Source organism: Paenisporosarcina sp. (genome assembly GCF_057785155.1).
The window spans coordinates 1-26,370 of the sequence record NZ_JBYNRN010000011.1 but is presented as its reverse complement, the minus strand read 5'-3'; the positions used below and the strand labels follow the sequence as shown (position 1 = coordinate 26,370).

Annotated in this window: 27 protein-coding genes; 19 read left to right on the top strand and 8 right to left on the bottom strand. The window is 35.9% G+C overall.

Annotation, left to right across the window (positions count from 1 at the left end; genetic code table 11):
• Positions 1 to 90: 90 nt before the first annotated feature.
• From AC3EA5_RS03135 to mutL, 6 genes are all read left to right on the top strand, one after another.
• On the top strand, positions 91 to 360 hold the full coding sequence (locus AC3EA5_RS03135) for a stage V sporulation protein S (protein ID WP_394187447.1): 270 nt from the start codon (positions 91 to 93) through the stop codon (positions 358 to 360).
• A gap of 327 nt (positions 361 to 687) precedes the next feature.
• On the top strand, positions 688 to 2,235 hold the full coding sequence (gene miaB, locus AC3EA5_RS03130) for a tRNA (N6-isopentenyl adenosine(37)-C2)-methylthiotransferase MiaB (protein WP_488607030.1): 1,548 nt from the start codon (positions 688 to 690) through the stop codon (positions 2,233 to 2,235).
• The gene (locus AC3EA5_RS03125; RefSeq protein ID WP_488607029.1) at positions 2,232 to 2,666 is read left to right on the top strand and encodes a YlbF/YmcA family competence regulator; all 435 of its coding nucleotides are present in this window, start codon (positions 2,232 to 2,234) and stop codon (positions 2,664 to 2,666) included. Before miaB ends, AC3EA5_RS03125 begins: the two co-directional genes overlap by 4 nt.
• A 169-nt stretch (positions 2,667 to 2,835) precedes the next feature.
• Positions 2,836 to 3,375, top strand: a complete 540-nt coding sequence (cotE, locus tag AC3EA5_RS03120) for an outer spore coat protein CotE (RefSeq protein ID WP_488607028.1) — start codon at positions 2,836 to 2,838, stop codon at positions 3,373 to 3,375.
• Between the two features lie 227 nt (positions 3,376 to 3,602).
• Complete coding sequence (mutS, locus tag AC3EA5_RS03115; protein WP_488607027.1) at positions 3,603 to 6,179, top strand: DNA mismatch repair protein MutS; 2,577 nt, start codon at positions 3,603 to 3,605, stop codon at positions 6,177 to 6,179.
• Between the two features lie 20 nt (positions 6,180 to 6,199).
• Positions 6,200 to 8,005 (top strand): DNA mismatch repair endonuclease MutL, encoded by a 1,806-nt coding sequence (mutL, locus tag AC3EA5_RS03110; RefSeq protein WP_488607026.1) that lies wholly within the window; start codon positions 6,200 to 6,202, stop codon positions 8,003 to 8,005.
• Positions 8,006 to 8,214: 209 nt separating this feature from the next.
• Here mutL and AC3EA5_RS03105 read toward each other — a convergent pair whose 3' ends face one another.
• The 5 genes from AC3EA5_RS03105 to AC3EA5_RS03085 form a co-directional block, all read right to left on the bottom strand.
• On the bottom strand, positions 8,215 to 8,586 hold the full coding sequence (locus AC3EA5_RS03105) for a VOC family protein (protein WP_488607025.1): 372 nt from the start codon (positions 8,584 to 8,586) through the stop codon (positions 8,215 to 8,217).
• Positions 8,587 to 8,926: 340 nt separating this feature from the next.
• Positions 8,927 to 9,319, bottom strand: coding sequence for an SET domain-containing protein (locus AC3EA5_RS03100; protein WP_394187454.1), 393 nt, complete (start codon positions 9,317 to 9,319; stop codon positions 8,927 to 8,929).
• Between the two features lie 118 nt (positions 9,320 to 9,437).
• The gene (locus tag AC3EA5_RS03095; RefSeq protein WP_488607024.1) at positions 9,438 to 10,379 is read right to left on the bottom strand and encodes a metal ABC transporter substrate-binding protein; all 942 of its coding nucleotides are present in this window, start codon (positions 10,377 to 10,379) and stop codon (positions 9,438 to 9,440) included.
• Positions 10,380 to 10,400: 21 nt separating this feature from the next.
• Positions 10,401 to 11,258 (bottom strand): metal ABC transporter permease, encoded by an 858-nt coding sequence (locus tag AC3EA5_RS03090; RefSeq protein WP_488607051.1) that lies wholly within the window; start codon positions 11,256 to 11,258, stop codon positions 10,401 to 10,403.
• Entirely contained in the window at positions 11,258 to 12,001 is a 744-nt protein-coding gene (locus AC3EA5_RS03085; RefSeq protein ID WP_488607023.1) for a metal ABC transporter ATP-binding protein, read from the bottom strand. Before AC3EA5_RS03085 ends, AC3EA5_RS03090 begins: the two co-directional genes overlap by 1 nt.
• A 376-nt stretch (positions 12,002 to 12,377) precedes the next feature.
• Between AC3EA5_RS03085 and glpK the strand changes: the two genes are divergently transcribed.
• The 6 genes from glpK (at position 12,378) to AC3EA5_RS03055 (ending at position 18,039) form a co-directional block, all read left to right on the top strand.
• Entirely contained in the window at positions 12,378 to 13,865 is a 1,488-nt protein-coding gene (gene glpK / locus AC3EA5_RS03080; protein ID WP_488607022.1) for a glycerol kinase GlpK, read from the top strand.
• Positions 13,866 to 13,884: 19 nt separating this feature from the next.
• Positions 13,885 to 15,531: a glycerol-3-phosphate dehydrogenase/oxidase gene (locus AC3EA5_RS03075; protein ID WP_488607021.1), complete on the top strand. Its 1,647-nt coding sequence runs from the start codon at positions 13,885 to 13,887 to the stop codon at positions 15,529 to 15,531.
• Positions 15,528 to 16,448, top strand: a complete 921-nt coding sequence (locus AC3EA5_RS03070; RefSeq protein WP_488607020.1) for an alpha/beta hydrolase — start codon at positions 15,528 to 15,530, stop codon at positions 16,446 to 16,448. Before AC3EA5_RS03075 ends, AC3EA5_RS03070 begins: the two co-directional genes overlap by 4 nt.
• A complete protein-coding gene (gene miaA, locus AC3EA5_RS03065) occupies positions 16,445 to 17,377 on the top strand; it encodes a tRNA (adenosine(37)-N6)-dimethylallyltransferase MiaA (protein WP_488607019.1) in 933 nt (310 codons plus the stop codon). Before AC3EA5_RS03070 ends, miaA begins: the two co-directional genes overlap by 4 nt.
• A gap of 68 nt (positions 17,378 to 17,445) precedes the next feature.
• Positions 17,446 to 17,673 carry an RNA chaperone Hfq gene (gene hfq, locus AC3EA5_RS03060; protein WP_394187461.1) on the top strand — a complete coding sequence of 76 codons (228 nt, stop codon included), beginning with the start codon at positions 17,446 to 17,448 and terminating at the stop codon, positions 17,671 to 17,673.
• Between the two features lie 69 nt (positions 17,674 to 17,742).
• Positions 17,743 to 18,039: a rhodanese-like domain-containing protein gene (locus tag AC3EA5_RS03055; RefSeq protein WP_488607018.1), complete on the top strand. Its 297-nt coding sequence runs from the start codon at positions 17,743 to 17,745 to the stop codon at positions 18,037 to 18,039.
• A 27-nt stretch (positions 18,040 to 18,066) separates the two neighbouring features.
• Here the strand turns inward: AC3EA5_RS03055 and AC3EA5_RS03050 are convergent, their stop codons facing one another.
• Positions 18,067 to 18,684 (bottom strand): trimeric intracellular cation channel family protein, encoded by a 618-nt coding sequence (locus AC3EA5_RS03050; RefSeq protein ID WP_488607017.1) that lies wholly within the window; start codon positions 18,682 to 18,684, stop codon positions 18,067 to 18,069.
• 267 nt (positions 18,685 to 18,951) lie between these two features.
• On the opposite strand from AC3EA5_RS03050, the gene AC3EA5_RS03045 reads away from it, so the two are divergent.
• From AC3EA5_RS03045 to glnA, 4 genes are all read left to right on the top strand, one after another.
• Positions 18,952 to 19,125: a hypothetical protein gene (locus tag AC3EA5_RS03045; protein WP_394187464.1), complete on the top strand. Its 174-nt coding sequence runs from the start codon at positions 18,952 to 18,954 to the stop codon at positions 19,123 to 19,125.
• 357 nt (positions 19,126 to 19,482) lie between these two features.
• Positions 19,483 to 20,739, top strand: coding sequence for a methionine gamma-lyase family protein (locus AC3EA5_RS03040; RefSeq protein ID WP_488607016.1), 1,257 nt, complete (start codon positions 19,483 to 19,485; stop codon positions 20,737 to 20,739).
• Positions 20,740 to 20,923: 184 nt separating this feature from the next.
• Positions 20,924 to 21,304: a MerR family transcriptional regulator gene (locus AC3EA5_RS03035; RefSeq protein WP_394187466.1), complete on the top strand. Its 381-nt coding sequence runs from the start codon at positions 20,924 to 20,926 to the stop codon at positions 21,302 to 21,304.
• 43 nt (positions 21,305 to 21,347) lie between these two features.
• A complete protein-coding gene (gene glnA, locus AC3EA5_RS03030; protein WP_394187467.1) occupies positions 21,348 to 22,682 on the top strand; it encodes a type I glutamate--ammonia ligase in 1,335 nt (444 codons plus the stop codon).
• Between the two features lie 91 nt (positions 22,683 to 22,773).
• Here the strand turns inward: glnA and AC3EA5_RS03025 are convergent, their stop codons facing one another.
• Together AC3EA5_RS03025 and AC3EA5_RS03020 are read right to left on the bottom strand one after the other, a co-directional pair.
• Positions 22,774 to 23,238 carry a tyrosine-type recombinase/integrase gene (locus tag AC3EA5_RS03025; RefSeq protein WP_488607015.1) on the bottom strand — a complete coding sequence of 155 codons (465 nt, stop codon included), beginning with the start codon at positions 23,236 to 23,238 and terminating at the stop codon, positions 22,774 to 22,776.
• A gap of 112 nt (positions 23,239 to 23,350) precedes the next feature.
• Positions 23,351 to 24,094: a hypothetical protein gene (locus AC3EA5_RS03020; RefSeq protein ID WP_488607014.1), complete on the bottom strand. Its 744-nt coding sequence runs from the start codon at positions 24,092 to 24,094 to the stop codon at positions 23,351 to 23,353.
• Positions 24,095 to 24,777: 683 nt separating this feature from the next.
• Between AC3EA5_RS03020 and AC3EA5_RS03015 the strand changes: the two genes are divergently transcribed.
• The 3 genes from AC3EA5_RS03015 (at position 24,778) to AC3EA5_RS03005 (ending at position 26,158) form a co-directional block, all read left to right on the top strand.
• On the top strand, positions 24,778 to 24,954 hold the full coding sequence (locus tag AC3EA5_RS03015) for a hypothetical protein (RefSeq protein ID WP_488607013.1): 177 nt from the start codon (positions 24,778 to 24,780) through the stop codon (positions 24,952 to 24,954).
• Positions 24,944 to 25,672 (top strand): hypothetical protein, encoded by a 729-nt coding sequence (locus tag AC3EA5_RS03010; RefSeq protein WP_488607012.1) that lies wholly within the window; start codon positions 24,944 to 24,946, stop codon positions 25,670 to 25,672. The genes AC3EA5_RS03015 and AC3EA5_RS03010 overlap by 11 nt, the downstream gene beginning before the upstream one ends.
• Positions 25,673 to 25,741: 69 nt before the next feature.
• Positions 25,742 to 26,158: a hypothetical protein gene (locus AC3EA5_RS03005; RefSeq protein ID WP_488607011.1), complete on the top strand. Its 417-nt coding sequence runs from the start codon at positions 25,742 to 25,744 to the stop codon at positions 26,156 to 26,158.
• Positions 26,159 to 26,370: the final 212 nt, after the last annotated feature.

Here is a 26,370-nt window from a genome sequence, read left to right as displayed (position 1 = left end):
GTTCTTCTTTTTTCCATCGACCTCGCATACAGTGAGTCAAGGACATTGACACTAAAGTCCAACTTACAGCAAGTATAAGGAGGAATAGAGATGGAATCATTAAAAGTATCTTCGAGATCAAATCCTAATTCAGTAGCTGGTGCATTGGTTGCTGTAATCCGAGACAAAGGGTATGCAGAAATGCAGGCAGTAGGCGCAGGAGCATTAAATCAAGCAGTGAAGGCGGTTGCTATAGCAAGAGGGTTTGTAGCACCTAGTGGAACCGATTTAATTTGTTCACCAGCTTTTACTGATATCATCATTGCTGGTGAAGATCGAACGGCTATTAAATTGTTGGTTGAAAAAAGAGTAAGATCATAACCGGTAAGGGATTATCTCAAAAGTCATTTAGTGACTGAGAGATAATCCCTTATTTTTGTGCATTGATAACACACTTTCATGCCTCTAGCGAAGCGATGCATAAACAGAAACGGAAACACCAACTTGGAGGACAGGCTCTTATCATAGATAAGTAAAAATCTTGTGGTATATCAAATGTAAAGACGAGGTGAGCAACTGAATCTCTTGGTGTCTTTATTTGTCGAAAACAAGACAATTCTAGTAATGACCTTGTAGGTTTGGTACTTCTTTCAGTATAATAAATGAATGTAGATTTAAACTGATGTGACTAGGCAAAGGAGTGTTCTCGTGAACGAAGAACAGCGATTAAATAGTTCTCAAGTGAAAGAAATAAATCCGCAAAACAAGGAAGGTAAAGACTATAGTCAATACTTTCAATCTGTTTATGTTCCTCCTAACTTAAAAGAAGCAAAAAAAAGAGGGAAAGAACAAGTAGAATACCAACATGATTTTGGCATTGAACCTGAGTTTGCAAACATGGGGATTGGTCGAAAGTTTTATATTCGGACTTATGGCTGTCAAATGAATGAGCACGATACTGAGGTTATGGCAGGAATATTTATGGGTCTTGGATACGAACCAACGAACACTGTTGAAGAGGCAAATGTGGTCTTATTAAATACTTGTGCCATTCGTGAAAATGCAGAAAACAAAGTGTTCGGAGAGTTGGGTCATTTAAAATTATTGAAACGAAATAATCCGGATGTGTTAATCGGTGTTTGTGGATGTATGTCTCAAGAAGAATCGGTGGTTAATAAAATTCTCAAGACATATGATCAAGTCGATATGATTTTTGGCACACATAATATTCATCGCTTACCTAATATTTTGCACGAAGCTTATTTATCAAAAGAAATGGTGATTGAGGTTTGGTCAAAAGAAGGCGATGTCATTGAAAACTTGCCTAAAGTGAGACGCGGAGAAATAAAAGCATGGGTGAACATTATGTATGGCTGTGATAAATTCTGTACATATTGTATCGTTCCTTATACTCGTGGGAAAGAACGAAGTCGACGTCCTCAAGATATTATTCAAGAAGTGAGACACCTTGCTGCACAAGGTTATAAGGAAATTACATTATTAGGTCAAAACGTAAATGCTTATGGGAAAGATTTAGATGACTCTTCGTATCGATTAGGCAATTTAATGGACGACTTACGTTTAATTGATATTGAAAGAATTCGATTTACAACGAGTCACCCTCGTGATTTTGATGATCACTTAATAAGTGTCTTGGCCAAACGTGGAAATCTTGTCGAGCATGTTCACTTACCAGTCCAATCTGGATCAACAAGTATGCTGAAATTAATGGCACGTAAGTATAGCCGAGAGCAATATTTGGAATTGGTACAAAAAATCAAGTATGCTATACCTAATGTGGCATTAACGACTGACATAATTGTTGGATTCCCAAATGAAACAGAAGAACAATTTGAAGAAACCATGTCTTTATATAGAGAAGTTGGATTCGAAATGGCATACACGTATATTTATTCCCCTCGTGACGGCACACCTGCTGCGAAGATGGAAGACAATGTGCCAATGGAAGTAAAAAAAGACCGTCTGCAACGTTTAAATAACTTGGTTAATCAATTCGCTCTAGAAGCGATGGAAAGATATAATGGTGAAGTTGTTGAAGTGTTGGTAGAAGGTGAAAGTAAGAAAAATCCCGATGTACTTGCCGGTTATACAAGAACGAGCAAATTGGTTAACTTTGTAGGACCAAAAGATATTATCGGAAAGCGCGTATTAATTAAAATTAATCAAACAAAAACATGGTCATTATATGGAGAACTTATTGAAGTCCTATCCGGCCAAGAAGTGGGTGTCTTATGACAACAGAATTTACAAAAGACGATATTATTGCGAAAGCAAAAGAAATTGCAGATATGATAGCACAAACAGAAGAAGTTGATTTCTTTAAACGAGCAGAAGCTCAAATTAATGAAAATCAAAAAATCCGTGAAAAGATTGCAAGCTTGAAAAGTTTACAAAAACAAGCTGTTAATTTCCAACATTACGGAAAAGAAAAAGCTTTGTCTTTAATCGAAGGGAAAATCGAGAAAATTGAAGAAGAAATTGATACGATTCCGATTGTTCAAGAGTTTAAGCAATCCCAAATGGATGTAAATGATTTGCTTCAACTTGTTTCGAATACAATTGCAAATCAAGTGACGAACCAAATCATCGAATCCACAGAAGGAGATATTCTTCGTGGTGAAACTGGATCACGCGTTCAAAACAGTAAACCTGGTTCTTGTGAATAATTTGACTCGGAAGCACAGCTATTCCCCTAAAAAGGAAATAGTTGTGCTTTTTCTTTTGACATCAATAAATATAAAATGCACAAAGTTACGACGAAGAAAAAACAATGTGCTTTCACCTAATGGGTAATCCGTGCATATGATGAATGGAATCGAACGGAGGAGGATGGGTTTGAAATATCTACGTCAAATTGTGACAAAAGCCGTCGTGGCCAAAGGGAAGAAAAAAGTCGAAGCTTGTGAAACGCTTCGTCCACCTAACAACCCTTCCAGCATTTTAGGGTGTTGGGTCATTAATCATACGCATTCAGCGAAGAAACACGGAAAATTTGTGGAAGTGACAGGGAAGTATGAAGTCAATGTTTGGTATGCGCATCACGACCATTCGAAAACATCCGTATTTTCTGAAACAGTTCCATACAGAGATCGTATAAAACTTCATTATCGAGATGGAGAATCACACGGATCTGAAGAAGTGCATGTACGAGTTTTACAACAACCAAATTGTACGGAAGCCATCATTACACCAGATGGCGAGCAGTTCAAAGTAACTGTGGAGCGGGAGTTGTTGGCTGAAGTTGTTGGTGAAACAACAGTTTGTATTTCAGTTCACCCTTCAGATTTTGAAGAGGAATGGGTATATCAAGATGAAAGTTCGTCATCTTCATCTACATCCTCATTTAACGAATCAAAAGAATCGTCTTCATTTTAATGAGCCGGAAAAAATCCGGCTCTTTTTTTCTTTTAAGGATATTGTGCATGTAGAAATTTCAACTTAATAGCAGGAATGTAGAATAGATTGCTTTCAAAAGTTCTAGTTAGTTGTATTAGTTAAATGAATTACCATCTAAAGTACAAAGATGTAGCAATTGTTGTTTTTCTCATCACGTGTTTTGTTATAATGAAGGAATAGCTTCAACAATTGAAAGAGGTATCAACATGACAACTTACACGCCAATGATTCAGCAATACCTAACAGTTAAATCTGAATACACCGATGCTTTTTTATTTTTTCGCTTAGGTGATTTTTATGAACTCTTTTTCGAGGATGCAGTAGAAGCATCTCAAATATTAGAAATAACATTGACCAGTAGAGATGGCGGATCGAAAGAACGTATCCCTATGTGTGGTGTTCCACATCATGCTGCTCAAAATTACATAGAAACATTGATTCAAAAAGGATATAAAGTAGCCATTTGTGAACAAGTTGAAGACCCTAAAGTTGCAAAAGGTGTCGTTAAGCGAGAAGTCGTTCGATTAATTACGCCTGGTACGATTATTGAAGGAAAGAATATGGATAGTAAATCGAATCATTTTATTGCTTCAGCAGAAGAAATAGATGAATCACGATATGCGTTCTGTTACTTAGACTTATCGACTGGCGAAGGGTCAAGCACTATACTGAATGGTGATGAAAAAAGCTTGATGCAAGAACTACAAACATTATCAATTCGAGAACTAATCGTATCTGAACATATGTATGTATTATTGTCTGAAATTGCTAAAGTACAATCGATTTTATTATCAATTGAAGAAAGTGAGAAAGTGGGAACTTCACATCTTCCTTATTTTGAAGAGAATCCGGTAGAAGTTCATGATGCTTGTGATCGATTAATTCGATATTTACATCGAACACAAAAGCGCTCGCTCGAACATATTCAACCTTTTGCGTATCAAGAAAGAAATACATTCTTATCGATCGATTTTCATTCAAAACGAAATTTAGAATTGATACAGTCGATACGTGGTGGAGACCAAAAGGGTTCACTTTATTGGCTTCTAGACGAAACGAATACAGCAATGGGGGCACGAAAACTAAAACAATGGTTACATCAGCCCTTAGCGAATCGTCTGCAAATCGAAGAACGTCAAAACATTGTCGAAGAAATGATTGAGGCATATTTCGTTCGTGCAGATTTACGTGAAGCACTAAAAGAAGTATATGATTTAGAGCGATTAATTGGAAGAATCTCATTTGGGACTGCTAGCGGACGGGATTTAAGTCAGTTAAGACAATCTTTAATGCAAATTCCTTTAATTAAAGCACATTTAAACTCTAGTAAGTTAATAGCCTTACCAAAATTAGCATCAGCTTTAGATGAGTGTTTAGAAGTTGTTGACTTACTTCAAACCGCAATTGCAGAACATCCTCCTTTGTCAGTAAAAGAAGGAGATATTATAAAAGATGGATACCATGAGCGATTAGATGAACTAAGATATGCGAAAAAGAATGGGAAAGAGTGGATTGCCGCACTCGAACAAAAAGAGCGAGAACGCACCGGCATCAAAGGACTTAAAATTGGTTATAATCGTGTGTTTGGCTATTTTATTGAAATTACAAAGTCCTACGTTCATCTAGCGGATGCTACTCGATATGAGCGTAAACAAACGTTAGCGAATGCAGAACGTTATATTACCGATGAATTAAAAGAAAAAGAATCAATTATATTAACCGCTGAAGAAGAGAGTCAAGCACTTGAATATACTTTGTTCGTTGAAATTAGAGAGAAGGTAAAAGCTTTTATACCTCGTGTTCAACAGGTTGCTTCTCAAATTAGTGAATTAGATGTCTTTGCTAGCTTTGCTGAAGTTGCGGACCATTACCGCTTAACAAAGCCAACCTTTCATGACGGGCATGAACTGAAGATTATAAACGGCCGTCACCCAGTGGTTGAAAAAATGATGAATAAACAACACTATATTCCAAATGATTGTTCCTTAACAACTGAACAAAACATGCTCCTAATCACAGGGCCGAATATGTCAGGTAAAAGTACGTATATGCGACAAGTAGCCATCACCGTTATTATGGCTCAAATGGGTTGTTATGTTCCTGCTGAGGAAGCGTTATTGCCAATAACCGATCAAATTTTCACAAGGATTGGCGCAGCTGATGATTTAGCCTCAGGGCAAAGTACATTTATGGTGGAGATGCTCGAGTCCACATTTGCTATTACGCATGCGACTGAGCGAAGTTTATTGCTATTTGATGAAATAGGGCGAGGAACATCAACATACGACGGTATGGCCCTTGCACAAGCCATGATGGAGTATATACACACAGAAATAAAAGCGAACACTTTATTTTCCACGCATTACCATGAATTAACTGGACTTGAAAATGAATTAGACAAGCTAAGAAATGTTCATGTTTCTGCTGTTGAACAAAGTGGTAAAGTTGTATTTCTGCATAAAGTTAAAAATGGTCCTGCAGATAAAAGTTATGGAATCCATGTTGCTGAACTAGCACAATTACCAGAACCGATTATTCAACGTGCGCGATTAATATTAGAACAACTAGAACAAGAAAATAAAAGAGACTCCAAAGTCGATCATGATGCATTAAATGAACAATTATCCTTCTTTGGAACTGAATCAGTTGATTCTGCGCAACAACAAACTAATCTTAAAGCAAATGAAACAATTGAATTAATTCGTAGCATAGACATATCCAATACAACACCCTTGAAAGCACTTCAATATTTACATGAAATTCAACAAAAAATAGACAAATAGAATAGAAAGGAGTTGTGCTTATGGGACATATTCGTTTAATGGATGAACCTTTGTCGAATAAAATTGCTGCTGGTGAAGTTGTTGAACGACCAGCGTCAGTTGTAAAAGAACTTGTTGAAAATGCGATTGATGCCGGTAGTACTTCGATTGATGTCTTCCTAGAAGAAGCGGGACTGCAAACCATCCATGTAACGGACAATGGGAGTGGGATGGATGAAGAGGATGCGGTTCTTTCTTTTTCAAGACATGCTACAAGCAAAATTTCGAATGAGCATGACTTGTTCCGTATTCGAACACTCGGTTTTAGAGGCGAAGCTCTTGCAAGTATCGCTTCCGTTTCAAAAGTGTCGCTATGGACTTCCGATGGCGTTACATCAGGCACTCATATTGAAATTGAAGGCGGTCATATAAAAAAACAAACCGCTGGTGCATTACGAAAAGGAACAGATATTAAAATCTCCCAATTGTTTTACAATACTCCAGCTCGGTTAAAGTACATGAAGACTATTCAAACTGAATTAGGTCATATTATTGATTTACTTAATCGTTTGGCATTATGCTATCCATCCGTTGCATTTAAGTTAACACATGGTGAGCAAACTTTATTGCAAACAAATGGTCGTGGTGATTTACAACAAGTAATAGCAGCGATTTATGGAATCTCCATTGCTAAAAAAATGATCGCATTTGAAGGAGAGTCTGCAGATTATCGGATTTATGGATATGCTTCATTGCCGGAAATCACAAGGGCTTCCAAAAACTATTTAACACTATTTGTAAACGGTAGATGGGTAAAACATTATACAGTGCAACAATCAATTGTAAATGCCTATCATACCTTTTTACCAATTGATCGATACCCGTTGGTTATTCTTCAAATTGAAGGAGATCCGTTCCTAACTGATGTAAATGTTCATCCTTCCAAACAACAAATTCGACTTAGCAAAGAAAAGGAATTAATGCAGCTAGTCGAAGAGACGATTCGTAAAACCATTCGTTCGATTATGCGTGCACCAGAAATTGTCGAGAAAACAAAAAAAGTTTCTACTCCAAGTGAGCAGATGGACTTGTGGAAATCTACGCCCCCACCAGTCAAGTCTTCTTATGTAAAAGAAGTTCCTTCTTTACCAACGTTCAATAAAGCAGTGGATTATAACGTGATAAAAGAAACTCATGAAACACACGAAATGCCAATTTCTGAAGACGAAGATATTGAATCTTTAAACACTGCATCAAATGAACCGTTTCCTGAACTTGATATTGTTGGTCAAATCCATGGAACATATATTATTGGTCAAAGTGCAGACGGATTTTATTTAATTGATCAACACGCAGCTCAAGAGCGCATTAAGTATGAATTTTTCCGGGAAAAAGTGGGGGACGTTCAGTCGGAAGAAAGACAATCGCTACTTATTCCACTTTCGTTCCATTATTCAGCTGATGAGGCACTAAAAGTAAAAGAACATCAACTTGTACTTGAGGAAATAGGCATCTTTCTAGAAGAATTTGGGCCAACTACGTTTATCGTGAGAGAGCATCCCGTTTGGTTCCCCAAAGGATTTGAAGAAGAGGTCGTGAAGGAATTAATTGAACAAGTACTAAATGATCGCCGTCCCGATATCAAAAAACTTCGTGAAGAAGCAGCGATTATGATGAGTTGTAAACGTTCAATAAAGGCGAATCACTTTTTAACGAAGGAAGACATGTCCATGTTAATCAAGGATTTAAAGAACACCGAACATCCATTTACATGTCCACATGGGCGACCAGTGATTATCCATTTCACAACTTACGAAGTGGAAAAGATGTTTAAACGCGTTATGTAATATTTTTAGCAACAAAATTAATGAGGTGTTCCTAAAATCATGAAAAATGATTTCTAGGTACATCTCTTTTATCTTTCAAAAAGGAAGTGGCTATTTTCATTTCTACCGCTTTCTCAAGTTATGAGGCCATAAGAAAAAAAAGTAGAGAAAAATCAATCATTACTCTACTCGTTTTATTAAATACTTATTGGAAACCTTAATTAGTGAAATCAGACGTGTTGATCCACTAAAATAGGATTCCCATCTGGATCTTCAATCGTAAAGCTTGCTGGACCTTCACTTGTTTCGTTTGCTTCAGTTAACATCTTTATTCCTTTTTCCTTTAATTGCTTTTGAAGATCCCGTATGTCTAAGAACGAATCGAGATTTTCGGCATTTTGGTTCCATCCAGGATTAAAGGTTAGGATGTTCTTTTCAAACATGCCTTGAAACAATCCTATGACACAACTTTCATTCTTAAGAATGAGCCAGTTTTGAGTAATATCCCCACCTAATACTTGAAATCCTAGCGTTTCATAAAATGATTTTGATTTTTGAATGTCTTTTACATTTAAACTGATAGAAAAAGCTCCTAGATTCATAGTTCCTCCTTTAAATAATTCTAAATATTCAGATATACACATTCAGTATAAGTGAGTATATAGAAATTCACAACTTAGCATCGTCTCATAAGAAGGAATTAATGGAGATCCTTGTAGTATATTTTTGTTGTGCATCTTGTTAAGCAAGATTTATAAGTAAGTAGTTATTAGATTGGAGTGGAAGACGGTGTAAAACATCTGCTCATGTTTCTGCATCGCTCCGCTAGCTTCGAAACATGAAAGTGCGTTGAAACGGAAATTACAGTATGGAAAAGGAGCCATCCCTCAGTCACGAAATGACTTTTGAGACAACCCCTTTTATAGAAATCATTTATTCAGCTCAATCTTCATCCTGAATATCTTCGTTAAACCACAATGGATCATCATTATCAACTTCACCATTATAATTAATCAATATTTCTTGACCAGCTTCAATATCCGTATAGGCATAAAAATCGAATGTGTGGTTTTCGAAATTTATATCGTAATGTGCATTAGGCGTATAAGAATGATTGAATAACATTCCGTAACCTAGCACGATTGCCGTGTGGTTTGCACCATATTCAAAAGCATAATCGGCTAGCAATGTCTTTTCAATGTGTTCATGTTCATCATTTGGATAGGGAAGTACAGGTGCTGCGTGAAACAACACACCTTTTGCGATGTTTTCTGTAGCAAAAACACCACGTTTAAATTCTCCATCACTCAATGTAGAAATTTTAATTTCGATCATTTTTTCACCTTCTCCGTCTAATTTCAGTAGGAATCTTTGCTGAGTTTGTCAGATAAGGTCTACTCGATTCAGAGTCGATTATACCATGTTTTTAATCGCTGAAAAAATAAATCGGTTTTTACTCTTTTTCAGTTAAACCTTTAAAGATCGTATCAATATTCCATTTCATCATTTTTATATACGTATCCCCATCTTCGCCAGGCTTCCCGATGGAATCTGTAAATACTTTTCCGTAAATCGGGACACCTGTTTCAGAAGAAACCATTTCCATACTACGATGATCAATACTCGTTTCGACAAAGAGAACAGGATTTTCTTTTGAACGAATGAAATCTACAATTGAACTAACTTGTTCAGGCGATCCTTGATTTTCTGAATTAATTTCCCAAATATATGCGGCTTCAAAATCGTAAGCTGCAGAGAAATATTTAAATGCCCCTTCACTTGTGATCAAAAGACGTTGTTCTTTTGGAATTTCTTTATATCGAGCAACTGCTTCATCATGTAATTTCTCTAATTCAGTGATATACGCTTTTGCATTTGCTTCATAAACATCTGCATGGTCTGGATCTACTTTTATAAATCCATCACGTGCATTTTCTGCATATTTTATCCCGTTACGAACATCTAACCAAGCGTGGGGATCTTCTTCACTTTCTTTCCCTTTAGATGTTAAATGCATAGGTGTAACACCTTCACTTAAACGAAAGACCGGGGCATCGTCACCTGATTTACCTGCTGTTAGCAACAGCTTTTCAAACCATGAATTGCCACCTTCAAGGTTCAATCCATTATAAAAAACAATATCAGCATCTGTTGTCAATTGAACATCCTTTGGAAGTGGATCATATTCATGCGGGTTTGATCCAACCGGTGCTAATGAATGAATTTCTACGCGGTCACCACCAACGTTTTTTGCAATATCGTAAAGAATTGAATAGGTAGTAATCACTTGAATTTTATCGGATGATGAATCCGTTTTCTCATCTTGATTCCCACATCCTGCTAATGACAACAGAACAATAAGTATAGTGAAAATCCCTGGAATTTTTATTTTCATTTTTATTTCCTCCAATTAAATCTAAGTTGAAATCTTTTTTCTTTTAAAGTTTTTCATTGAACGCCATAGTAAGCCTTGTTTAGGTGAAAAGATAAATGCCAATATGAATAAGAAAGTTGCTGCAAGTACAATTGTTGCACCTGATGCCAGATTATAAGTGTAACTAAAATACAATCCAATAATGGATGACAGAATTCCTATCCCTGCAGATAGATATAACATGACCCATAATCTATTCGTTAGTAAATATGCTGTAGAAGCGGGGGTAATAAGCATCGCTACTACAAGAATGATGCCAACTGTTTGAAGAGAGGCAACTGTAACTAAAGTTAGTAAAACCATTAAGAAGTAATGGATGACTCTTACTGGTAGTCCGTAAGCTCGAGCCATTGTAGGATCAAACGAGCTAACAAGTAATTCTTTATAGAATAGATAGATACTAACCAATACGATGATTCCAATAAACAAAGTGGTCCACATTTCATCTGGTCGAACAGCTAACACGTTACCAAAGAGAATATGATATAAATCGGTACTACTTTTCATCATCGTAATGAGAATAATCCCTGAAGCAAACGCTGCAGTAAACATAATCCCAATTGATACATCGTTTTTAATTCGACTATTTTGACTGATGAATCCAATACCTAGGGCAGTTAATACACCCGTAAAGACAGCACCAAAAAAGAAATTAATTCCAATCATATAAGAGAGAGCGACTCCAGGGAGAACAGCATGTGAAATGGCATCGCCCATTAAGGCCATTCCTCGTAAAATGATAAAACAGCCAATCACGCCACAAATAATTCCGACCATGATGGAAGTGAGTAAGGCTTTTTGTAAAAAGCCATATTGAATAATGCCCTCAATAAAGTCCATCATACAAACACCTCCGTGTCTGGCTTAATTTGAAAAGGTTGATTATAAGCACGACCGATTATTTCAGGAGCAAATACTTTTGCAACTTCACCATACTCAATAAGTTCTTTATTTAATAAAATCAATTGATCAAAATAATCAGCTGCTTTACTTAAATCATGATGGACAACCACGACAGTTTTTCCTTGATTGCGTAATTGTTTTAAAACAGAGATTATCGTTTCTTCACTTGTAATATCTACTCCAACAAATGGTTCGTCTAAAAAATACATATCCGCTTTTTGGGCCAATGCTCTGGCCAAAAACACCCGTTGTTGTTGTCCGCCTGAAAGTTCTCCGATTTGTCGATTGCTATATGATTCGATTCCTACTTGTTTCAAACATTCGAGAGCCCAAATTTTATGTTCTTTTTTAGGACGTTTGAAGAGACCTAGGTTCGGATAAGTTCCTAGTAAAACCGTATCTAATACGGTAATTGGAAAATCCCAGTCAATATCATTTCGTTGGGGTACATACGCAACTTTTGTTTTCATTTCTTTAATTGAATGACCAAGTATCCGGATTTCTCCACTATCTTTTTTTATTAAATTAAGCATGGCTTTTAATAGAGTGGACTTACCTGCACCATTGGGTCCGATTATTCCAACTAGGTTTCCTTCATTTATCGAAAAATTTATGTCACTTAAGGCCGTATTGCCTAAATATGAACATGATAAATGTTTAACTTCGATTGCTAAACTCATAATGTTTCCTCCTTTTAAAATATATTATTCTATAAAAATACTTTTACTAACGCATAATATTTTCTTGGTTATAAAAAAGTTTCCTTAATGCAACTATATGCATCTAAAGTCAAAAAAGCAACTTTTTTAAAAAGAAAAAGATTTTGTGTTTTGTTAAGTACAGCGAAAACTCGTTTAGAAATTTGGCCATTGTTGGCCAGATAATCATTCTAGGAAATCAAAACTTTTTTAGATGGAGGAAGTTCAATATATTTTTATCGTGAATGAAGGGGAACGTTGTTTGATATACATTGAAATAGGAAAAACAGTATAATTAGAGGGTATACATACTTCTTGATATCACGTATTTAAAAGGAAATTATAAGGGGGTTTATAAATGGGTGAATACATGCTTGCGATTGATCAAGGAACAACAAGTTCTAGAGCTATTCTTTTTAATAAAAAAGGTGACCTCGTACATACTGCACAAAAAGAATTTCAACAATATTTTCCGAAACCAGGATGGGTCGAACATAATGCAAATGAAATATGGGGTTCTGTCTTATCTGTGATTGCAGCTGTATTAACAGAGAGTGGGATTCAGCCTACAGATATTAATGGAATTGGAATCACCAATCAACGTGAAACGACCGTTGTCTGGAATAAAAAAACGGGGCGACCTATTTATAATGCAATTGTCTGGCAATCTAGACAAACCCAATCAATAGTAGATCGTCTAAAAGAAGATAATTTGGAAGTTTGGTTTCAAGACAAAACTGGTTTACGTCTAGACCCTTATTTCTCTGGTACAAAAGTAAAATGGATATTAGAGAATGTAGAAGGGGCAAAAGAATTAGCGGAACAAGGTGATTTATTATTCGGCACAATTGACACATGGATTATTTGGAAACTATCGAATGAAAAAGTTCATGTGACAGATTATTCGAATGCCTCACGTACGCTATTATTTAATATTCATGAATTAAAATGGGATGAAGAAATTTGTGAAAAGCTTTCTATTCCTTTATCTATGCTTCCAAAAGTAGCATCTTCTTCTGAAATATATGCAGATACAGACCCTTCTGTCTTTTTTGGTGCTGCAGTTCCAATTGCAGGGATAGCCGGTGATCAACAAGCAGCGTTATTTGGACAATGTTGTTTTGACAAAGGTATGGCGAAAAACACATATGGTACAGGCTGCTTTATGCTGTTAAATACAGGTGAGGAAGCGGTAAAGTCTGAACATGGACTCTTAACGACAATTGCATGGGGAATTGATGGAAAAGTAAGTTATGCATTAGAAGGCAGCGTTTTTGTAGCAGGATCTGCTATTCAATGGTTAAGAGACGGTCTTCGAATGTTAAAACAAGCTTCTGATAGCGAATCTTATGCAAAAAAAGTTGATTCTACAGAAGGTGTATATGTAGTGCCGGCTTTTGTAGGACTAGGAACGCCTTATTGGGATTCCGAAGCAAGAGGGGCCATTTTTGGCTTAACTCGCGGAACTTCTAAAGAACACTTTATTCGCGCAACAATTGAATCACTTGCTTACCAAACAAAAGATGTTTTTAACGCAATGGAAGAAGATGCGAAGTTGAAGATAGAGGTATTAAGAGTTGATGGTGGCGCGGTTAATAATGATTTTTTAATGCAATTCCAAAGCGATCTTCTAAACTTGGATGTAGAATTGGCTAAATTAAACGAATCGACTGCTTTAGGAGCTGCATATTTAGCAGGATTAGCGACAGGGTTTTGGAAAGATTTAGAGGAAATCGAACAAATGCGGAGTACTAAAAACACCTTCCAACCTAAAATGGAAGACGAACAAAGAGAGTCATTATATAAAGGATGGCAAAGAGCAGTAAAGGCGACAAGAATGTTCTAAAATTGAGGAGGAATTCAAGATGTTTTCAGCACTATCTAGACCTAAAATGATTCAATCATTGGATTCGTATCAATTTGATCTTCTAGTTATCGGCGGGGGTATAACGGGAGCTGGGATTGCGTTAGATGCTGTAACGAGAGGTCTTTCAGTTGCCCTAATTGAAATGCAAGACTTCGCTGCAGGAACTTCAAGCCGTTCGACAAAATTAGTTCATGGTGGCTTACGCTATTTAAAACAATTTGAAGTTCAAATGGTAGCTGAAGTTGGGAAAGAGCGTGAAATCGTATATGAAAATGCTGTTCATGTCACTGAACCTGAATGGATGCTGCTACCTTTCCATAAAGGGGGAACTTTTGGTCCTCTTTCAACTTCTGTTGGCCTACGTGTATATGATTTTCTTGCAGGTGTGAAGCGGGATGAGCGACGCGAAATGCTATCTTCACAGGAGACTCTTCATAAAGAACCTTTATTAAAAAGGAAGGGTCTCCGTGGTGGAGGGTATTACGTAGAATATCGAACGGATGATGCCCGTTTAACAATAGAAGTCATAAAAAAAGCGGTTGAAAAAAATGCATTATGTGTAAACTATGTTAAGTCAGAATCTTTTCTTTATGAAAATAGTCAAGTGGTTGGCGTACAAGCAATCGATCAATTAACCGGACAAATTTTAAACATTCATGCTAGTCAAATCGTTAATGCGACTGGTCCATGGGTAGATACGGTTCGATCAAATGATTCAATTGCCAATGGGAAACAACTAAAAATGACTAAAGGAGTCCATATTGTTCTCGACCATAAAGATTTTCCTTTAGAGCAGGCAGTTTATTTTGATACACCTGATAATCGTATGGTATTTGCAATACCGAGAAACGGTAAAGCATATGTAGGCACTACCGATACATTTTTTGATGAGGATCCTAAAAATCCTGTTGCATCAAAGGAAGATGTAGATTATCTAATAAACGCAATTGCCTTTATGTTCCCTAATATTAAGTTAACCTTTGACCAAGTTGAATCCACTTGGGCTGGTGTAAGACCACTCATTTTTGAAGATGGTAAAAATCCTTCAGAAATTTCTCGTAAGGACGAGATATGGGAATCTGAAACTGGTTTAATTACTATTGCTGGAGGCAAATTGACTGGCTATCGTAAAATGGCAGAAACAATTGTAGATTTAGTTGTAAGTAAACTTAATGGGAAATACCCAAATTCTATGACCAAGCATTTACCTCTATCCGGAGGTGACATCGGAGGTTCAACGCAATTCTCATCGTTTATTAACAAAAAAATCGAAGAAGGTCGTTCTTACGGTTTATCCGAAGAACAATCAAAAGAGTTGGCAGCGTTTTATGGAACAAATGTCGATCATCTATTCTCATACGCTAATATGCTTAAAGGGCAAACACTTTCGATTCCCTTGGTAATGGCAGCAAAACTATACTATAGTATTTATCATGAAATGGTATGTACACCTACTGATTTCTTTATTAGAAGAACAGGATCATTATATTTTAATATTAAGGAAGTCGAACAACACAAGGATGCTGTATTATTACTAATGAAAGATATCCTGGGATATTCTATGGAACAAGTAAATTATCATCGATTTGAACTGCAACACCAACTTGAATTAGCAACTTCCTTTAGAAATGGGGAGTCACAATGACAAAGTCAATACAATATGTCTCCATGTCTGACGGACAAGAAATATATATGGTTATTTACAAGCCAGAAACAGCCATCAAAGGACATATTCATATTTTGCATGGGATGGCAGAACATATTGGACGCTACGAAGAATTCGCGCTCTTTCTAAATGAACACGGTTATTTAGTTAGTGGCCATGATCATAGAGGCCATGGACATACTGGTCAAAAAGATAATCTGTTTGGTTTCTTTTCAGATGACAAAGGTTTTGAACGAGTTACGGAAGATGTTCGAGAAGTGCTACATGCTATTCGTCTAAATCTGGATTTACCTGCACCGATATTATTTGGTCACAGTATGGGTTCATTCATTGGTCGACGATATATTCAAAAATATGGTCAGTCCATTTCTAAAATCGTCCTCTCAGGAACACGAGGACCTTTAAACCCAATAGATAAAGCAGGAAAATGGGTAGCTAAAGGTTTTGCGAAGTTTAAAGGGAAGAAGACGGAGAATCAATTATTGAACAACCTTTCATTTGGGAAGTTTAATAAAGCTATTTCCAATTCAGAAACTGATTTTGATTGGCTTAGTACTGATGCAGAACAAGTAAGAAAATACGTAGACGATCCTTTATGTGGATTTGTAGCCAGTAATCAATTTTTTGTGGATTTGCTTGATGGCTTAAATAGTATCCATAATCCTAAGGAAATTGCGAAGGTTCCGAAAGAGCTACCAATTCTACTGATTTCTGGCGCAATGGACCCTGTAGGAGATATGGGACAAAGTTTATGGCCAGTAGCTGAACAATTTAAAAAGCAAGGTGTATCAGATGTAACTGTCGTTATTTTAGAAGGTAAAAGACATGAAATTTTGAATGAACAAAATCATATCGGCGTATATGAAAAGGTATTAACATGGATGGAGAAAAAATGAATTTAAACTATGACGTCCTAGCGATTGTAGGACCTACAGCATCGGGTAAAACAGCATTGTCAATCCAAGTGGCAAAGGAACTCAATGGTGAGATTATCAATGGAGACTCTATGCAAGTTTACCGTGGTCTCGATATTGGAACAGCCAAGATTAAAAAAGATGAGATGGATGGCGTTCCCCACCATTTAATTGATATTAAGGATCCAACCGATTCTTTTTCAGTAGCAGAGTTCCAACAGTTAGTAAGACAGAAAATAAGCGAAATACAAGAACGTGGAAAGCTTCCGATTATTGTTGGAGGAACAGGTTTGTATGTTCAAGCTGTTCTTTATGACTTTCAATTTACGGAAGACCGAGTAAACGAAGACGTGCGACAAGATTATTACGATGAAATGGAAAAGCATGGCCCGCAATTTATGCATGATCGATTAAAAGTGGTTGATCCAGAAACAGCAAGTAAGATTCATCCTAATAATTCAAGACGCGTGATCAGAGCTCTTGAAATCGCCGAACATTCACCGACTCAAAAATCTGACCCATCTCAAAATCAAGGAAATATCCCTATTTACAAGCATTTCATCATCGGTTTAGATATTGATCGTGAAATTTTGTACGAACGAATCAATCTTCGAGTTGATCGTATGATGGAAGAAGGATTATTGCTTGAAGCCAAGATGCTGTATGAAAACGGAGTTCGAAATGTTCAATCCGTACAAGCAATAGGCTACAAAGAATTGTTTCTTCATTTCGAGGGAGAAATAAGTTATGACGAAGCAATTCGGCAATTAAAGCAAAATTCAAGAAGATATGCGAAAAGACAATTTACATATTTTCGCAACAAAATGGCGATTCATTGGATAGATCCTCTCCAGGGGTTAGAACAAATAATTCCTGAAATTCGTAATTTGATGCAGGATTCTACCATGTAAAAGCGAATACTTAATGTAACGAGAAAAATAACCTAAATGCCGGTTGTTCAAACAGGAGGAATTTGTAGATGAAACCAATCAATATTCAAGATACTTTTTTAAATCAGTTACGTAAAAATAATATTTTTGTGACTGTGTTTTTATTAAATGGATTTCAATTAAAAGGAACGATTAAATCCTATGATAATTTCACAGTATTAATGGAATCTGACGGAAAACAGCAGTTGATTTATAAACATGCTATTTCTACATTTGTTCCTTCAAAACCTGTTGCAATAACAACTGACGAAGAATAAGCGTTTTGTAATTCAAAGAGTAAAGATTTGAGATGTAAGAATAGACTTATCAACATGGAGGTTATCGAAATGAAAACAATCACACCAACTGAATTACAGTCAAAATTAGAATCTGGCGAGCAAGTAAACTTAATCGACGTACGAGAAACGGAAGAAGTAGCAGCGGGAATGATTCCGGGTGCAGAGCATATTCCTTTAGGTTTAATAGAATTTAAACATCAAGACTTAGATAAATCGAAAGAATATATAATGATTTGTCGTTCAGGTAACCGAAGTGGACAAGCTTGTCAGTTCCTTGAAGAACAAGGATACAAGGTGACAAATATGTCAGGTGGCATGTTGGAGTGGGAAGGCGAAGTAAAATAATAACAAAAGCAGTGTAACTCAATCGAGTTACACTGCTTTTTCTGTTCCTCGAATCGAACGGAACGGCAATCGCCATTTATATAGATACGACACAACGCGTAAAGTAGTTGTTAGAACAAATACTACATATAAAGAGATATCATCCTTAGCGATACCAAAACCAATAACTAAGCCTGTAATAACAGCCCAAACGGCATAAACCTCATTACGTAAAACGAGTGGTTTACGTTTTGCTAATACGTCACGAACAATTCCACCACCAGAACCCGTCAAAACTGCTGCAACGACTATAGCGCTAATTGGTAATCCAAGATTAACGGCAAATAGAGCTCCTTGAATTGCAAAGGCAGAAAGCCCAATTGCATCAAAGAAATTTCCCCAACGATGCCAATGTTTCAATAAATTATTTGGAAATAAAAATACCGCCGTAATGGCAAATAAGGCAATTTGAAACATCATTTCTTGTTCCCACAAAGCGGATACAGGTACTCCTATTAATAAATTCCGAATTGCCCCACCACCAAAAGCGGTTACAATACCGAGTAAATAAACACCGAATAAATCATATTCTTCTTCCATTGCAACAATTGCACCAGATACTGCAAATGCAATTGTGCCAATAATACTTAATACATCCCATGCCACTTTACATTCCTCCATCAATCAATCGAACGGATTAAATTGTATCAGATTTTAAAACAAATACAAGAAGTATTAATTTTAAGTGACTGATACGGATAAATGAACAAAGTATTGGAGTAAATTTCAGCAACTCATTTGAATAATCCTGTTTACGAATTTCTCTATTACAACTCGCTGACCTTCTATATCAATGTATAGTTTTCTGCTATATAGTCAAGAGAATAAATATGACACAAAAGAGCACATTAGAATTTAGGAGGTGAACCATTCATGAGTAAAAACAACAAAAAGACTTTGAATGTAAGAAATCATAATGCAAATGGAATATACAAAAGTCCGAACAATCCGAATGAAGAATTTGCTGAAGAATTTAACTCTATCCCTAAAGATAAAAACATCGTGAATAACAAAAGCTTTAATCAGCAATCCAACAAAAACAAATAATTTCATATAGCTTGTAGGTGGGAACCATCTTCACATTCCTCGAACGTGCTTATAATCTCCTCTAATAAAATTGTCTAAGTCAAGAAGGCATCGCCACGTAATTTGGTTTTGCCTTCTTTTTCTGTCTGCTATTGAAGTTTTCAATTGCCTTGTTATCTGACTGAACAAATTTCTATACATTTTATCGAATGGAAGATTTAAGAACAAGATTGACGTTTTCTTTATCCAATGAGAAATAAGATAACTAAATAAAGTATGTCGATACATAATAGGGTGCCATTATGAAATAATGGTTTGAAGCAATAGCTGTTACTGGTAATATGAAAATGGAAATATTCAAGAATAGAGGAATTATTAATGACATTTCACACCTCACTAACGGAACAAACATTAAAAGATGCCAATGAAGTTGAACAATTAATTAAAGTTCAACATGAACGGGCAGATCGATTAGCATTTATCAATCAAGAGAAAGTGATTGCAGCATTTCGAAAGCATCAAGTAAGTGACTTTCATTTACATCCATCAAGTGGATATGGGTATGATGATGAAGGAAGAGATAATTTAGAGCGAGTATATGCAGAAGTTTTTGGCGCGGAAAAGGCACTAGTTCGACCACAGATCATATCTGGGACACACGCAATTACGATTAGCTTATTTGGTGTCCTGCGACCAGGAGATGAATTATTATATATTACTGGAAAACCTTATGATACGTTGCAATCCATCGTGGATGGAGGGGAGCAAGATACAGGTTCGCTAAAAGACTTTAATATATCTTACCGTCATATCGATTTATTACCTGAAGGAACGATCGACTGGCCTTCAGTTGAAAACGCGGTTCATAAAAATACGAAAGTTATTGCTATCCAGCGGTCTAAAGGATATGCAAACCGTCCTTCATTTACTGTTGCTGAAATAGAAGCAATGGTAACAAAAATTCGTATATTGAATAAAGATGCGATTATATTTGTTGATAATTGTTATGGAGAATTCGTTGAAGAAATAGAACCTACGGATATAGGTGTCGATTTAATGGCTGGATCACTTATTAAAAATCCAGGTGGAGGACTCGCGAAAATTGGTGGGTATATTGCAGGGAAAACGAAATTTGTAGATATGTGTGCATACCGAATGACATCACCTGGAATTGGGGCTGAAGCGGGAGCTTCTTTAAATACTTTGGCTGATATGTATCAAGGCTTCTTTTTAGCACCACACGTCGTCTCTCAAGCGGTTAAAGGTGCAATCTTTACTGCGGCTATATTGGAAAGAGCCGGAATGAAAACTTCCCCTCATTTTTCTGCAGTCCGAACTGATTTAATTCAATCTGTTTCATTTGAAACTGCGGATCAAATGGTTAAATTCTGTCGAGTTATTCAAGCGAATTCGCCAATAAATGCTCACTTTGTACCTGAACCTGCTTATATGCCTGGATATGAAGATGATGTTATTATGGCTGCTGGAACGTTTATACAAGGTTCAAGTATTGAACTGACTGCAGATGGTCCCATAAGACCCCCATTTACAGCATTCGTTCAAGGTGGGCTCACATATGAACATGTGAAACTTGCCATACTTTCAGCTGTGCAATCATTACAATTAGATAAATAAGCTAAAAGACAATCCTGTAAATCGACAGGATTGTCTTTTGTTTTATAGCTATTAAACTATGGAATGAGTCTAAAATAAGCAAATTTTAATTCGTCAATAAATAAATGTTAGGTTATCTGACATGAACTTGACAGGAAACGTAACATAAGATAGTATTAGAAATGGAAAGCGTAGGTGATACATTGTGAGTCAACAACTTAGAAGATCGATGCCTTTATTACCTATAAGTATCGTGATGCAGCTGACTGAACTTTCAGCTAGACAGATTCGCTATTATGAAGATCATGAGTTGATTCATCCTGCGCGAACTGATGGTAATCGACGCATGTTTTCTTTAATTGATGTTGATACTTTATTGGAGATTAAAGACTTGCTCGAACAAGGTATTAATATCGCTGGTATAAAAAAGGTATTTGATATGAAAAATCAACCAATACTTTCAATTGAAAAGCCTCAAATGACTGATTCTGAATTACGTCAACTTTTGAGACTTGAAATGCAACAGTCTGGAAGGTTCCAAAAAGCTTCCTTAAGACAAGGTGATCTATCTCGTTTTTACCACTAAAACGAGCAATATAAACAAATTAATTTTAGGAGAGTGACAAGAAGTGAGTAAGTACACTAAAGCGGACATTCACAAGTTAGTAAAAGAGCAACAGGTTAATTACATTCGATTACAATTTTCCGATATTCTTGGAACAATCAAAAACGTTGAAATTCCAGTTAGCCAATTAGACAAAGCACTTGATAATAAAATGATGTTTGACGGTTCTTCAATTGAAGGATTTGTACGTATTGAAGAATCTGATATGTACCTAGTTCCAGATTTGAATACATGGGTTGTATTCCCATGGATCACAGGTAAAGGGAAAGTAGCACGATTAATCTGTGATGTGAATAAAGCAGACGGCACGCCATTTGCTGGAGATCCACGTAGCAATTTAAAACGTGTATTAAAAGAAATGGAAGAAGCGGGGTTCACAAACTTTAACTTAGGACCTGAGCCTGAATTTTTCTTATTCAAACTTGATGAGCGTGGCGAACCAACACTTGAATTGAATGATAATGGAGGCTATTTCGATTTAGCACCAATGGATTTAGGTGAAAATTGTCGTCGTGACATCGTGTTAGAACTTGAAGAGATGGGCTTTGAAATTGAAGCTTCTCACCATGAAGTAGCACCTGGTCAACACGAAATCGACTTTAAATACGCGGATGCGATTACCGCTTGTGATAATATCCAAACATTTAAATTAGTCGTTAAAACGATTGCGCGTAAACATGGTTTGCATGCTACATTTATGCCAAAACCATTGTTTGGTGTTAACGGTTCAGGTATGCATATGAACGTATCTCTATTCAAAGGGAAAGACAATGCATTCTATGATGAATCGGGTGATTTACAATTAAGCGATACAGCTTATAAATTTATGGCTGGTATTTTAAAACATGTACAAGGATTTACTGCCATTACAAACCCGACAGTAAACTCTTATAAGCGTTTAGTACCAGGCTACGAAGCGCCTTGTTACGTTGCATGGTCAGCTCAAAACAGAAGTCCACTTATTCGTATTCCATCATCACGCGGTGTAAGTACACGTGTTGAAGTACGATCAGTTGATCCATCAGCTAATCCTTATTTAGCAATGGCTGTTATCTTAAAAGCAGGCTTAGATGGTATTAAAAATGACATAGCTCCACCGAAAGCTGTAGATCGCAATATTTATGTTATGAACAAAGAAGAGCGACGTGCAAACGGCGTAGAAGATTTACCAGCAACTTTATATGCTGCACTTGAAGAGCTAGCTAAAAATGATACGATTCGCGATGCTTTAGGCGAACATATCTATGCAAACTTTGTAGATTCAAAAGAAATCGAGTGGGATATGTTCCGTACATCTGTACATCCATGGGAACGCGAACAATATTTGAAGATGTATTAATAGGGGAAGTGTTGGGGCTGTAAGCTCTGACGCTTTTTCTTTTTCTAATAAATAATACTCGTGGTAGACATGCTGATTTATTACCACATTTCTACCACGAAACTATTAAATTTGTTTTATAATCATCAAATTTTTCTAATGATCTTGTGGCAATTCGTTTTGATACATGAGCATAAATATCTGTTGTAATCTGCATAGATCCGTGTTCTAAACGCTCCTGTACAAACTTCATATCTGCTCCAGCTTCGAGGAGCATTACTTCATGGGTATGGCGGATTGAGTGTATAGGTAACAATTCATGTTTAATGCTTTCTAAGCTAGCTTTATATGCTTTGAAAAGAGTGGATTTCGGTAAAGGTGGACCGTCATCTTGGCAAAAAACTAAATCTAATTCATGATTATATGATTCGCCTAAATGCAGTTTCCTCTGATTTTGGTATTTCATATGTTCTTTAAGTTCTTTTATGACTGATGATCTAACATCAATCGTTCGAATTGAATTAAAGTTTTTTGTATCACCTAGAATTTTCTCATCCTCTTTAAGTTGAAAGTTCAAAGAGTTTTCATTGTATCTTTAATTGGCAATTTGCTTTAAGTAAATATTTTTATCAGAATTCCATCTACAATAGACAAAACACATATAAGTGACCATTATGAATTCATAATTATTATTTATTATTCACCTTTTTCTTAAACCTAGTTGGGGTTATTACTTTTCCATCTTCAGTTCTTATTGGCTCCAGCTGAATTAGAAATCCGCTGCTATACAAATCTAATAAAATTAACCTCATTAAGGGTAACGGAATCTCTGTATTATGCAAATTATTTACCTTTTCTTGAATTTCTCGGAGGGTAAACTCAGTGTTAATAAAATCAGATTTTACTGTTTGCATTACTAAATTTCGTGGTATTCTTATGCTAAAATTAGGATTATAACCGTTCCTACTTTCGTAGTTTAAATCGTTTTGCTTAGCAATAGCGTCGAATAACTTTGTAAAGTTACTCATCTCTTTATTCCAAATTTCCATGACCTCAGATTTTGTGATATTTCCATTTTCTTCACTCAATGTTTCTTCGAAAGATTCAGTAGCAATATTTAAACGTGCTTCCAATATTTTTTTCACTTCCTCAACACTACTAAACTCCGATACTTTTTGACCCATTGAATTGATTTTTTCATCCATCCTTGCTAGTGTCTGACTCATTTGAGTAGTTAAGTTTTGGTTATCACTATTTTGTTTAAAACTTGTGTACATCGCCACGAAGGCTAGTGCAATTGAAACACCACTTGCCAAAAATGAAAATACACTCATAAATGTCAAATTATCAGATAACCGAAATGCTAGAATAAAAATAATGAGAGCAATCATTATTCCTGTTAACCAAAACCAATCTCTGTTTCTCCATTCCATGTTTAATTCCCCCTTCATTTTTCATTATAACTGGAAGAAGGTGTTAATCACTAAGTTATTTTTTTACCTCGAATTAAAAAGAGCCCCTAAATTGGAGCGCTCTTTTTCAAAGAGAAAAAATTTTTAGAATTGATCACGGTTCTTTATGCTCTTATATTAATTTGGATTTTCAATACACACCATTCATTTAATTTGGTGTTAGTAAAGTGTCAGTTGTATCTCATGTGCAAATCGAATCATATTAGCTATCTCTGTATGTTTTTTATAAATGTAACTGGAACTAAAATTGAGCACCTCCGCAATTTCCTATAATGTTTTACCATCAACATATTTGAGTAAAAGTATTTGATGGTTCCAATTGTTCCTTTCCCATTCTGTGTACGGTATGAACCAGCTGCAGGGGATCGCGTGTTGCTTGCAAAGTATGGCAGTAAATATGTTGTGATAGATAAAATTAAATGAATTAGCGTCCAAATCAAAGTGTTTTCTGTTTGATTTTCATTCATAATATATACTGAATAAAAAACGAGGTGTTTGAATTGGATGATTTAAATCTATCTGAATCTCAAATGAATAAATATTATGAATTAAGAAGACAGTTATTCGAATACATGGGTTATGAAGACGAATTTCTTATAACTGGAGCTAGAATGAAGAAGTTGAATTAGGATGACTTTGTACAGATGGTATTAGATCAACGAAATATGATCAGAAAACTGATTGATGATTTGGAGCCACTAAAACAAGAAGAACATTTAAATTTCTTGGATGATTTATATCTAAATAGCAATCTTTTAAAGGGATTTTTCTTCTTTTCTCGAATATGGATAGAAGGGGATGTTGAATTCAATGAGCAATAATTCTGATGAGATTTGGAATGGTATGGATGGAATTCTTTCGAGTGAAGGTTGGAGAATTCATGGGAAAATAAAAACACTTCAACTTAGTTACACAATCTTTGCTAGAAATTATGAAGAAATAAATAATATTTTAAATGAATATTCTACTAACGATAAATTAGCACTTTATTTAATGAACACAGACAACGATGAGGAGTTTGAGGCATTTCTAGGTGAGATAACGCGACTACTTCATAATTTTTTGTCTTCAGTAAAAACCTTAGTTGATCACACAAGAGCATTTTGTCAAGATGAATATAGCGGTACTGAGTTTGAATCAATTTATAATGAAAAAGTTAAACAAAGCTTTATTAATGTACCATTAGTTAAATTCATTCAAGATTTAAGGAACTTTACATTGCATAAGACATTACCTTTAACAGGTGCTAAGATACACTTTGATAAAGATAAAGGAATGAAACAATCTATTCATTTAGATATGGATAATTTACGAGCTTGGGATGGTTGGACTGCAAAATCTAAAGAATATATTCATTCACTTGGAGAAGAATTAATTCTACTAGATGCGATTCAAGGTTATGCAAATATAACTAATGAATTTTATAGATGGTTTGGTGAATGTCAAATGCTTATTCACAAAGAAGATATGGAAAAGCTGAAGAAACTACAAGAAAAGCATAGGGAGCTTTTAATAAGTAAAGCTTACGAAGGAATATAGTGAGAATTAGAACGTCCACAAGGGCGTTCTTTTTGTTTACCCAAAATAGAGAAATAGAGGGGGATGGGGATGATAGAAGGAGTTGGATCCATGCGTGAAACCTTTGAAACGGTAGAACAACACGAAGAAATAATTAATGGTAACATTTTGCCACATATCGAAAAAATCGAGAAAACACAAGAGGAATTTACGAAAGAAGTAGCAGCAATGAGAGCATTCCAAACTAGTTTGAAACTAACATTCATGAAAGCAAGCCAAACCAATTGTCAACAAATCGATAAATTAGAGGGTACATTGACTGCGCAAAGTGATAGTTTGTTTGAAATAGTGAGGACGGCTTTAGGAATGAAAGCAACCACTTATGGTCAGGAACACGAGTTGAAAATGGATAAATGGAATGTTTTCTCCACAATATTTCTAAAAGTTAGCGGAGGACTTGTAGCAGCAATTAGTTCGGGTGGAATCCCTTTACTGTTATTGCGTTAACATTAGAAACACTTTTGAGAACTGAATTAGCATAATTATTGCCTCACTCTTAGTTGAGTGGGGCTTTTTTATGTGTGCCAGGCATGGCAACTATCTAAGTGGTGAAAGTCCACTGTGGGGGTACACATCGACCAACCACTAAGGAAGCGCAAGGTACTTATCGTGAGGTAAGGGCTGGAGGAAGCGTGGAATAAAATCTTGGCTCGACGAAC

What these genes read in the sequence shown, in the direction of transcription:
- AC3EA5_RS03085 (WP_488607023.1), bottom strand. Translation starts at nt 12,001, where the DNA reads ATGAGTTTAGCAATCGAAGTTAAACATTTATCATGTTCATATTTAGGC.
- AC3EA5_RS03040 (WP_488607016.1), top strand. Translation starts at nt 19,483, where the DNA reads ATGACATTTCACACCTCACTAACGGAACAAACATTAAAAGATGCCAAT.
- AC3EA5_RS03075 (WP_488607021.1), top strand. Translation starts at nt 13,885, where the DNA reads ATGTTTTCAGCACTATCTAGACCTAAAATGATTCAATCATTGGATTCG.
- AC3EA5_RS03045 (WP_394187464.1), top strand. Translation starts at nt 18,952, where the DNA reads ATGAGTAAAAACAACAAAAAGACTTTGAATGTAAGAAATCATAATGCA.
- mutL (WP_488607026.1), top strand. Translation starts at nt 6,200, where the DNA reads ATGGGACATATTCGTTTAATGGATGAACCTTTGTCGAATAAAATTGCT.
- AC3EA5_RS03015 (WP_488607013.1), top strand. Translation starts at nt 24,778, where the DNA reads ATGGTATTAGATCAACGAAATATGATCAGAAAACTGATTGATGATTTG.
- AC3EA5_RS03055 (WP_488607018.1), top strand. Translation starts at nt 17,743, where the DNA reads ATGAAAACAATCACACCAACTGAATTACAGTCAAAATTAGAATCTGGC.
- AC3EA5_RS03095 (WP_488607024.1), bottom strand. Translation starts at nt 10,379, where the DNA reads ATGAAAATAAAAATTCCAGGGATTTTCACTATACTTATTGTTCTGTTG.
- AC3EA5_RS03135 (WP_394187447.1), top strand. Translation starts at nt 91, where the DNA reads ATGGAATCATTAAAAGTATCTTCGAGATCAAATCCTAATTCAGTAGCT.
- mutS (WP_488607027.1), top strand. Translation starts at nt 3,603, where the DNA reads ATGACAACTTACACGCCAATGATTCAGCAATACCTAACAGTTAAATCT.
- hfq (WP_394187461.1), top strand. Translation starts at nt 17,446, where the DNA reads ATGAAACCAATCAATATTCAAGATACTTTTTTAAATCAGTTACGTAAA.
- AC3EA5_RS03100 (WP_394187454.1), bottom strand. Translation starts at nt 9,319, where the DNA reads ATGATCGAAATTAAAATTTCTACATTGAGTGATGGAGAATTTAAACGT.
- AC3EA5_RS03070 (WP_488607020.1), top strand. Translation starts at nt 15,528, where the DNA reads ATGACAAAGTCAATACAATATGTCTCCATGTCTGACGGACAAGAAATA.
- AC3EA5_RS03090 (WP_488607051.1), bottom strand. Translation starts at nt 11,258, where the DNA reads ATGGACTTTATTGAGGGCATTATTCAATATGGCTTTTTACAAAAAGCC.
- miaA (WP_488607019.1), top strand. Translation starts at nt 16,445, where the DNA reads ATGAATTTAAACTATGACGTCCTAGCGATTGTAGGACCTACAGCATCG.
- AC3EA5_RS03005 (WP_488607011.1), top strand. Translation starts at nt 25,742, where the DNA reads ATGATAGAAGGAGTTGGATCCATGCGTGAAACCTTTGAAACGGTAGAA.
- glpK (WP_488607022.1), top strand. Translation starts at nt 12,378, where the DNA reads ATGGGTGAATACATGCTTGCGATTGATCAAGGAACAACAAGTTCTAGA.
- AC3EA5_RS03020 (WP_488607014.1), bottom strand. Translation starts at nt 24,094, where the DNA reads ATGGAATGGAGAAACAGAGATTGGTTTTGGTTAACAGGAATAATGATT.
- AC3EA5_RS03125 (WP_488607029.1), top strand. Translation starts at nt 2,232, where the DNA reads ATGACAACAGAATTTACAAAAGACGATATTATTGCGAAAGCAAAAGAA.
- AC3EA5_RS03105 (WP_488607025.1), bottom strand. Translation starts at nt 8,586, where the DNA reads ATGAATCTAGGAGCTTTTTCTATCAGTTTAAATGTAAAAGACATTCAA.
- AC3EA5_RS03010 (WP_488607012.1), top strand. Translation starts at nt 24,944, where the DNA reads ATGAGCAATAATTCTGATGAGATTTGGAATGGTATGGATGGAATTCTT.